We start from the raw sequence: 9,138 nt of genomic DNA, 5'->3' as shown, positions 1-9,138 counted from the left end.
TTTAATCAACCGGCGACCACCGATTACTACCCCCTGGTACCCACACTCTTCCCCACCACCCCGCTCTCCCCACCCCCCGCCCCGCGGCGCCGGCGGGGGGGGCCGCCGCCCCCCCCGGGCCGGGCGCCCCGCCGCACGCACACACGACAGGAAGGCACGATGGGACGCGGGAGCCTCCGCATCTACCTGGGCGCGGCGCCCGGGGTCGGCAAGACGTACGCGATGCTCGCCGAGGGCGGCCGCCGCCGGGACCGCGGCACCGACGTGGTCGTCGGCCTCGTGGAGACCCACGGGCGGCCCCGGACGGCCGCGCTGCTCGACGGCCTGGAGACCGTGCCGCGCCGGACGCTGCGCCACCGCGGCACCGAGTTCACCGAGCTGGACGTCGCGGCGGTCGTCGCGCGGGCGCCGGAGGTCGCGCTGGTCGACGAGCTGGCGCACACCAACGTGCCGGGCTCGGGCAACGAGAAGCGCTGGCAGGACATCGAGGAGATCCTCGCCGCCGGCATCGACGTGGTCTCGACCGTGAACGTCCAGCACCTGGACTCGCTCAACGACGTCGTCGAGCAGATCACCGGCGTGCCGCAGCGCGAGACCGTACCGGACGAGGTGGTCCGCCGCGCCGACCAGATCGAGCTGATCGACATGGCGCCGGAGGCGCTGCGCCGGCGGATGGCGCACGGCAACGTGTACGCGCCCGACAAGGTGGACGCCGCGCTCGGCAACTACTTCCGCGTCGGCAACCTCACCGCGCTGCGCGAGCTGGCGCTGCTGTGGCTGGCCGACAAGGTGGACGACCAGCTCGACCGGTACCGCGCCGACCACGACATCCGCGGCACCTGGGAGGCCCGCGAGCGGGTCGTCGTCGCGCTGACCGGCGGGCCCGAGGGCGACACGCTGATCCGCCGGGCGGCGCGCATCGCCGACCGCACCAAGGGCACCGACCTGCTGGCGGTGCACGTCACCCGCAGCGACGGCCTGACCGGCGCCGCGCCCGCCCACCTCACCCGGCAGCGGGCGCTGGTGGAGCATCTGGGCGGCAGCTACCACCAGGTCGTCGGCGGCAACGTCCCGGACGCCCTGCTCGACTTCGCGGCCGGCGTCAACGCCACCCAGCTGGTGCTCGGCGCGTCCCGCCGGGGCCGTGTCGCGCAGCTGTTCTCGCGCGGCGTCGGCGTCACGACGACCGCGCAGTCCGGCTCCATCGACGTCCACCTGGTCACCCATGAGGAGACCAACCAGGGCCGCCGCTGGCGGGCGCTGCGGGCGGCCTGGGGGGTGCCGGCGAAGCGGCGCGACGCCGGGTTCGCCACCGCCGTGCTCGGGCTGCCGCTGCTGACGTTCGTCCTGAACGAGGCGCGCGGCCAGATCACGCTGGCCAGCGACATCCTGTTCTTCCAGGCGGCGGTGATCGGCGTCGCGCTGATCGGCGGCCTCTACCCGGCCCTGTTCGCGGCCATCACCGGGTCGTTCCTGCTCAATTACTACTTCACCCCGCCGATCCACACATTCACGGTGCACGCGCCCGAGGCGTTCTTCCAGCTGGTGGTATTCGTCGTCGTCGGCATCACGGTCAGCACGATCGTGGACGTCACCGCGCGGCGCGGCAGGGAGGCGGCGCGGGCCCGCGCCGACGCGGAGATCCTGTCCACGCTCGCCGGCGACATCCTGCGCGGCGACGCCCCGCCGGGCGCGCGGCGCCCGCTCACCGGCATCATCGAGCGGCTCCGCGAGACGTACGCGCTGGACGCGGTGACCCTGCTGGAACGGGACCGGCGCGTCCCGGCGGCGCCCGGCAGCCTCCGCGACCCGGGGGCGTGGACGATCGTCGCCACCGCCGGGTCCCGCCCGTGCACCAGCCCGGACGCGGGCGAGACCGACATCCTCGTCGACGAGGGCGCGCTCGCCCTGGTGCTGCGCGGCCGCCCGCTGCCGGCCGCCGACCGGCGGGTGCTGGAGGCGTTCGCGGCGCAGGCCGCCGTCGCGCTGCGGCACCAGCGGCTGGCCGAGACCGCCGGCCGGGTCCGGCCGCTGGCCGCCGCCGACCGGATGCGGACCGCGCTGCTCAACGCCGTCGGGCACGACCTGCGCACCCCGCTGGCCTCGGCGAAGGCCGCGGTGGAGAGCCTGCACAGCCCGGACATCGCCTGGAGCGACGAGGACCGGGACGAGCTCATCGCCACCGCCGCCGAGTCCCTGGAGCGGCTCGACCGGCTGGTGGCGAACCTCCTCGACATGAGCCGGCTCCAGGCGGGGGCGCTCGGCATCTCCGCCCGCCGGATCGCCGCCGAGGACGTGGTGCCGCGCGCGCTCGGCGACGCCGCCGACGCCGAGATCCGCATCCCGGACGGGCTGCCGGAGATGATCGCCGACCCGATGCTGCTGGAACGCGTCCTGGCCAACCTCATCGCCAACGCCGCGCGCTTCAACCCGCCGGGCGAGCCGGTGCTGGTCACCGCCAGCGCGCACGGCGACCGGCTGGAGCTGCGCGTCATCGACCGCGGCCCGGGCATCCCGCCCGCCGACCGGGACCGCGTCTTCGAGCCGTTCCAGCGGCTCGGCGACCGCGACAACCACACCGGCGTCGGGCTCGGGCTGGCCCTGGCCCGCGGCCTCACCGAGGCGATGGGCGGCACGCTGACGCCGGAGGAGACGCCCGGCGGCGGCCTCACCATGATCGTCTCGATGCCGCTGCGGCCGCCCGGGCCCGAGGGGCCCGCGGTCCCCGGAGAGGAGGAGCGGTGACGCGGGTGCTGGTGGCCGACGACTCGCCGCAGATCCTGGTGACGCTCCGGCTCAACCTGCGCGCCCGCGGCTACGACGTCCGGGTCGCCTCCGACGGCGCGCAGGCCCTGGCCGGCGCCGCGGACTGGCATCCCGACCTGGTGATCCTCGATCTGGGCCTGCCGGACCTGGACGGGGTGGACGTGATCCGCGGGCTGCGCGGCTGGAGCCGGGTGCCGATCCTCGTCCTGTCCGGGCGCACCGGCGGCCAGGACAAGGTGGACGCCCTGGACGCCGGCGCCGACGACTACGTCACCAAGCCGTTCGGCGTGGACGAGCTGCTCGCGCGGATCCGCGCGATCACCCGCCGCGCCCCGGCCGGCGAGCCGGCGCCACCGGTCTCCCAGGTCGGCGGGCACACCGTCGATCTGGTGCGCAAGGTCGTCACCGGGCCGGGCGGGGAGCGCGTGCACCTGACCCCGACCGAGTGGAAGCTGCTGGAGATCCTGCTGCGCAACCCGGGCGCGCTGATCCCGCAGCGCCGGCTGCTGGCCGAGGTGTGGGGGCCCGCGTACCTCAGGGAGACCCATTACCTGCGGGTCTACCTGGCCTCGCTGCGCCGCAAGCTGGAGGACGACCCGTCCCGGCCGCGGCATCTGATCACCGAACCCGGGATGGGCTACCGCTACGACCCCTGAACCCGCCCCCAAACCCGGCGTATCGGGCGCGGCTGAGGTGAGGCTAACCTAAAGATCATTCGCCCCGCCGCGCGCCCGGCCCGTCCAAGGGAGCCCCCCGCATGCCGAACGAGTCGCTGTCCGACTACGAGCACGACGCCGTCGACTCGGCCGAACGGCTCCGGGAGGCCTACGGCGAGCCGTCGCGGATCGTGATCGACAAGGTCGCCGACCATGTCGACGCGACGATGGCCCGGTTCGTCGGCGCCGCCTCCCTGGTCATGATCGGCAGCCGCGGCCGGGACGGCCGGATGGACGTCACCCCGCGCGGCGGCGCGCCCGGCTTCGTGCGGGTGCTCGGCGAGCGGCTGATCGCGGTGCCCGACCTGGCCGGCAACCGGCGCATCGACACGCTGCTGAACGTCGCCGAGACCGGCCGCGTCGGCGCGCTGTTCCTCGTGCCCGGCCGCCCGGACACGTTCCGGATCAACGGGCCGGCCCGGATCAGCATGCGCCCGGAGCTGCTCGACCACCTCCATGTGGACGGCAAGCCGCCGGTCGCGGCGCTGCTGATCGAGCCGGAGGAGGCGTACATGCACTGCCCGCGCTCGCTGACCTTCTCCAACGCCTGGCAGCCGGAGAACTGGCTGCCCCCGGAGGCCGTGCCGTCGGTGAAGGAGATGATCGACGCCCGGATCGCCGCGGCGACGGGGACGGCCGCCCCCGCGACCACCTGACCTGTTGCATTAGGTTAGCCTAACCTAATACTCTTGATTTCCGGGTGATTGGAGGGGCAATGCGCTTTGCCCTGCCCAGAAGGCTGCGCGGGCTGCTGGCCGCGTCCCTCATGCTGACCGCGCTGGCGACCGGATGCGCCGCCGACGGCGCCGAACCGGCCGCCGGCTCGGGCGGGGACGCCGGTGGAACGTTCCCGGTCACGCTGAAGACCGAGTTCGGCGACGTCACCGTGCCCAAGCGGCCCCAGCGGGTCGTCGCGCTCGGCTGGAGCGACGCCGAGACCGCCCTGGCGCTCGGCGTCGAGCCGGTCGGGACGGCCGACTGGCTGGAGGTGGGCGGCGACGGCCTCGGCCCGTGGGTGACCGCGAAGTACACCAAGCCCCCGGCCAAGCTGGGCACGCTCGAGGTCAACATGGAGGCGGTCGCCAAGCTGAACCCGGACCTGATCCTGGACACCCGGTCGGACGGCACCAAGGCGCGCTACGACCGGCTCAAGGAGCTCGGCGTCCCGGTCGTGGGCATCCCGCCGGGCGCCAAGGCGTATCTGACCTCCTGGGAGGACCAGCTCGACCTGGTCGGCAAGGCGCTGGGCAGGACCGCCGAGGCCGCCAAGCTGCGCGCCGGCCTCGACGCGAAGTTCGCCCAGGCCAAGAAGGACAACCCCGGCTTCGCCGGCAAGACCGTCGCCGCGGGCGTGCGCGCGCCCGACTCGTACGGCGCGTACGTCAACGGCGACGGCCGCGTCGAGTTCCTCCGCAAGCTCGGCTTCGTCAACGCGCCGAAGATCCAGGCGCTGGCCAAGGACAGCTTCTCGATCACGTTCTCCAACGAGCGGATGGAGCTGCTGGACGCCGACGTGACGCTCATGTTCCCCATCCGCGGCGACGCGCAGCAGATCGCCGACGACCCGCTCTACAAGGCCGTCCCGTCGGTCAAGGACGGGCGCTCGGTGCTGCTGCGCGACAAGAACGTCAGCGACGCCTTCTCCAGCGCCTCCGCCCCCGGCATGGCGTACGCGCTGGACAAGGTCGTGCCGCTGCTCGCCGAGGCCGTCGAGAAGTGACCCCGTGAGCACCGCCACCGCCGCGGAGCGCGAGGCCGCCGCGGTGCGCGGCCGCGTCCCCCTCGCCGCCGGGCTGGCCGCGCTGGGCGCCGCGGTCGCGGTGGCCGCGGCGCTCAGCCTCGCCGTCGGGGCCAAGCAGCTGCCCCTGACGACGGTGCTGGACGCGCTGCTCCACCTCGACCGCGCCGACCCCGACCAGCTGATCGTGACGGAGCTGCGGATCCCCCGCACCCTGATCGGCCTGCTGGCCGGGGCCGCGCTGGGCCTGGCCGGAACGGTGATCCAGGGCGTCACCCGCAACCCGCTCGCCGACCCGGGCATCCTCGGCGTGAACGCCGGCGCCGCCCTGTTCGTCGTGCTGGCGATCAGCGTGCTCGGGGTCGGGAGCCTCACCGGGTACGTGTGGTTCGGCTTCGCCGGCGCCGCGGCGGCGGTCGTGGTGGTGTACGGCATCGGCTCGCTCGGCCGGGAGGGCGCCACCCCGCTCAAGATCACGCTGGCCGGGGCGGCGCTGACGGCCGCGTTCGGCTCGATCACCAACGGCGTCCTGCTGACCGACGCGCTGTCGTACGACCATTTCCGCTTCTGGCAGGTCGGCGGCCTCACCGGCCGGGACGCCTCGGTGGTCGTGCAGGCCCTGCCGTTCTTCGCCGCGGCGGTGGTGCTCGCGCTGTGCTGCGGCCGCGCGCTCAACGCCCTGTCGATGGGCGACGACATGGCCCGCTCCTGGGGCCGCAACGTGGCCGCGAGCCGCGCCGCGTGCGGGCTGGCGATCGTCCTGCTGTGCGGGACGGCCACCGCGCTCGCGGGCCCGCTCGCGTTCGTCGGGCTGGGCGTCCCCCACCTCGCCCGCGCGATCACCGGCCCCGACCACCGCTGGCTGCTGCCGTACTCCATGCTGATCGGCCCGCTCCTGCTGCTGGCGGCCGACCTGATCGGCCGGCTCGTCGCGCGGCCCGCCGAGGTCCAGGCCGGGATCGTCACCGCGGTCATCGGCGCGCCGGTCTTCGTGGCGATGGTGCGGCGGCGGAAGGCGGCGGCCCCGTGACGCCCGGCCCGGAGATCCCCGCGACCGCCGTACGGGCCGTCGCCCGCGCCCGTACCCGCGGCACCGCACGCGCCCGCGCCGTCTGCGCCCTGCTCGTCCCGGCCGGGCTCGCGATGTTCCTGCTGAGCCTGTCCGTCGGCGACTACGCGATCCCGCTGCCCGACCTCGCCGCCTCGCTCACCGCGCGCGGCACGCCCGCGATCGACTACGTCGTCCACCGGCTGCGGCTGCCCCGCGCCGAGCTGGCCGTCCTGGTCGGCGCCGCGTTCGGGCTGTCCGGCGCGATCTTCCAGAAGGTGGTCCGCAACCCGCTCGCCAGCCCCGACATCATCGGGATCACCGCGGGCGCGAGCACCGGCGCGGTCGCGCTGATCGTGCTCGCGGGCGCGTCCGGCCTCGCCCTGTCGGCCGGGGCGCTCGGCGGCGCGCTGCTGACGTCCGCGCTCATCTACCTGCTGGCCTGGCGGCAGGGCGTCACCGGCTACCGGCTGGCGCTGGTCGGCATCGGCGTCGCGTCCGCCCTGACCGGCGTCGTGTCGTACCTGCTGACCAGGACCGAGGTGAAGGTCGCGCAGGAGGGCCTGGTGTGGCTCACCGGCAGCCTGTACGGCCGCGCGGACCGCGTGCTGCCGCTGGCGGTCGCCATGGCGGTGCTCGTCCCGGCCGCGTTCGCGCTCGGCCGCACGCTGCGCGCCCTGCAGCTCGGCGACGACGCGGCGCGCGGCCTCGGCCTGGACGCCGAACGGACCCGCCTCGCGCTGCTGGCCGTCGGCACCGGCCTGGCCGGCGCGGCGACGGCCGCGGCCGGGCCGGTCGCGTTCGTGGCGTTCCTGTCCGGCCCGATCGCCGCCCGCCTCACCCGCGGCGGCGGCCTGGGCCTGCTGCCCGCCGCCCTGGTCGGCGTGCTGATCACGCTCGTCGCGGACTTCGCCGCGCAGCACATGCTCGGCGGCACGCAGCTGACGGTCGGCGTCGTCACGGGCGCGGTCGGCGCCCCGTACCTGCTCTGGCTCCTGGCCGTCTCGAACCGCGGAGGCTACGGCGGATGAAGGAAACGACCCTGCACACCGAGGGGCTGGAGATCGGGTACGGCGACCGGCCGGTGGTGAAGGACCTGTCGGTGCGGATCCCGCCCGGGCGGATCACCATGGTCGTCGGGCCGAACGCCTGCGGGAAGTCCACGTTCCTGCGCGGGCTCGCGCGGCTGATCGGCCCGTCGGCCGGGACCGTCTGCCTCGGCGGCACGGACATCCGCGCGCTGCCGAGCCGGAAGGTGGCGACCGAGCTGGGCATCCTGCCGCAGACGCCGGTGGCGCCCGAGGGGATCACGGTCGTCGATCTGGTGGGCCGGGGACGCTACCCGCACCAGGGCTGGTTCCGGCGCTGGACGCCCGCCGACGACGACGCGGTGGCCGCCGCGATGGCCGCGACCGGGACGCTGGAGCTGGCCGGGCGCCCGATCGACGAGCTGTCGGGCGGGCAGCGGCAGCGGGTCTGGATCGCGATGGCGCTGGCGCAGCGCACCGGGATCCTGCTGCTGGACGAGCCGACGACGTACCTGGACGTCAGCCACCAGGTCGAGGTGCTGGACCTGCTCGCCGACCTCAACGCGCGCGAGGGCACCACCGTGGTGGCCGTGCTGCACGACCTCAACCTGGCCTGCCGCTACGGCGACCACCTGATCGCGATGAAGGACGGCCGGGTCGTCACCGAGGGCGCGCCGTCCGAGGTGGTGACCGAGGAGGTGGTGACGGACCTGTTCGGGATGCCGTGCCGCGTGGTCGCCGATCCGGTGTCGGGCACGCCGCTCATCGTTCCGGTGGGGCGCCACCACGTTCTGGCGCGGCAGGACTGAGGCGGCCGCCGTCCAGGACCGCGATCGCGCAGGACGCCCGGCGGGCGGCGGCGAGGTCGTGGGTGATGAGCAGCAGCGCCGTGCGGGCCGGGGCGAGCAGGCCGGGCAGCGCGTCCAGGACCCGGTCGCGGGTCGCCGCGTCCAGCCCCGAGGTCACCTCGTCGCAGACCAGCAGGGCGGGCCGGGCCATCAGGGCGCGGACGAGCGCGCAGCGCTGCAGCTGGCCGCCGGACAGGCCGGACGGGAGCCGGCCGAGCATGCCGTCGTCCAGCCCGAACCGGTGGGCGATGGCCCGCGCCTCCTCCCCGGCGGCGTCCCGGGGAAGGCCGCGCAGCAGCCGCCCGGCGGCGGCGAGCTGGCCGAGCATGGGACGGTGCGCCTCGAACGAGTCCGCGCCGTTCTGGTGGACGTACTGGACGGCCCTCCGCTGCGCGGCGTTCCGGCGCTCGATCCGGCGGGGCAGCCGCTCCCCGTTCCAGGTGATCTCGCCGGAGGTGGCCGGGGTGAGCCCGGCGAGCAGCCGGCCGAAGGTCGTCTTGCCCGCGCCGGAGGGGCCGATCAGCGCCGTCCGCCCGGCGGGCGGGAACGCCATCGTGATCGGGCCCGTGCGGCGCCGTACCGCCACGTCGCGGGCGCTCACGCCTTCGCGTGACGGGGCTCCCGATGGGATGAAGGCGGGCGGCGGGTCGAAGGGCGCCGGGGCGGGGAGGGCGGTCCCGGCGGGGCGGCCGCGTTCCAGGACGAGCACGCCGGTGGCGAGCTCCCGCGCGAACGGCAGGTCGTGGCCGAGCAGCAGGATCCCGGTGCCGCCAGCCGCGAGGGCGCGCAGGTTGCGGGCGAGGCCGGCCGCGGTGGCGGGGTCGAGGCCGCTGGTGGGCTCGTCCAGGACCAGCAGGCGCGCGCCGGTGACCAGGGCCGACGCCGTCGCCGGACTCGTCCCGGCGACGAGGAGCAGGCCGCCAAGGCCGAGTCCTACCTCGGCAACATTGCGTACCAGGGCGGCGACAAGCCCGCGGCGCTGGAGGCGTTCGGC

The 9,138-nt window shown here is 75.2% G+C and carries 8 protein-coding genes; 7 read left to right on the top strand and 1 reads right to left on the bottom strand.

The genetic code is table 11. The features are described from left to right. The first annotated feature begins 159 nt into the window (after positions 1 to 159). From AB0881_RS41225 to AB0881_RS41195, 7 genes are all read left to right on the top strand, one after another. Positions 160 to 2,745, top strand: coding sequence for an ATP-binding protein (locus AB0881_RS41225; protein WP_366626351.1), 2,586 nt, complete (start codon positions 160 to 162; stop codon positions 2,743 to 2,745). Further along, positions 2,742 to 3,422, top strand: coding sequence for a response regulator (locus AB0881_RS41220; protein WP_366626350.1), 681 nt, complete (start codon positions 2,742 to 2,744; stop codon positions 3,420 to 3,422). The genes AB0881_RS41225 and AB0881_RS41220 overlap by 4 nt, the downstream gene beginning before the upstream one ends. 101 nt (positions 3,423 to 3,523) lie before the next feature. Then, complete coding sequence (locus AB0881_RS41215) at positions 3,524 to 4,138, top strand: MSMEG_1061 family FMN-dependent PPOX-type flavoprotein (RefSeq protein WP_366626349.1); 615 nt, start codon at positions 3,524 to 3,526, stop codon at positions 4,136 to 4,138. Between the two features lie 59 nt (positions 4,139 to 4,197). Then, on the top strand, positions 4,198 to 5,202 hold the full coding sequence (locus tag AB0881_RS41210; protein WP_366626348.1) for an iron-siderophore ABC transporter substrate-binding protein: 1,005 nt from the start codon (positions 4,198 to 4,200) through the stop codon (positions 5,200 to 5,202). Between the two features lie 4 nt (positions 5,203 to 5,206). Continuing rightward, on the top strand, positions 5,207 to 6,250 hold the full coding sequence (locus tag AB0881_RS41205; protein WP_366626347.1) for an iron chelate uptake ABC transporter family permease subunit: 1,044 nt from the start codon (positions 5,207 to 5,209) through the stop codon (positions 6,248 to 6,250). Then, on the top strand, positions 6,247 to 7,299 hold the full coding sequence (locus tag AB0881_RS41200; protein ID WP_366626346.1) for an iron chelate uptake ABC transporter family permease subunit: 1,053 nt from the start codon (positions 6,247 to 6,249) through the stop codon (positions 7,297 to 7,299). The genes AB0881_RS41205 and AB0881_RS41200 overlap by 4 nt, the downstream gene beginning before the upstream one ends. Further along, on the top strand, positions 7,296 to 8,105 hold the full coding sequence (locus tag AB0881_RS41195; protein WP_366626345.1) for an ABC transporter ATP-binding protein: 810 nt from the start codon (positions 7,296 to 7,298) through the stop codon (positions 8,103 to 8,105). The genes AB0881_RS41200 and AB0881_RS41195 overlap by 4 nt, the downstream gene beginning before the upstream one ends. On the opposite strand, the gene AB0881_RS41190 is transcribed toward AB0881_RS41195, so the two are convergent. Continuing rightward, the coding region (locus AB0881_RS41190; protein ID WP_366626344.1) for an ATP-binding cassette domain-containing protein at positions 8,059 to 9,138 on the bottom strand (1,080 nt) is incomplete at its 5' end. The two genes, AB0881_RS41195 and AB0881_RS41190, sit on opposite strands and share 47 nt — an antisense overlap.

The sequence above is a fragment of the Spirillospora sp. NPDC029432 genome, from assembly GCF_040703975.1.
Taxonomy (GTDB): domain Bacteria; phylum Actinomycetota; class Actinomycetes; order Streptosporangiales; family Streptosporangiaceae; genus Spirillospora.
This window is presented reverse-complemented; position numbering and strand designations above follow the sequence as displayed.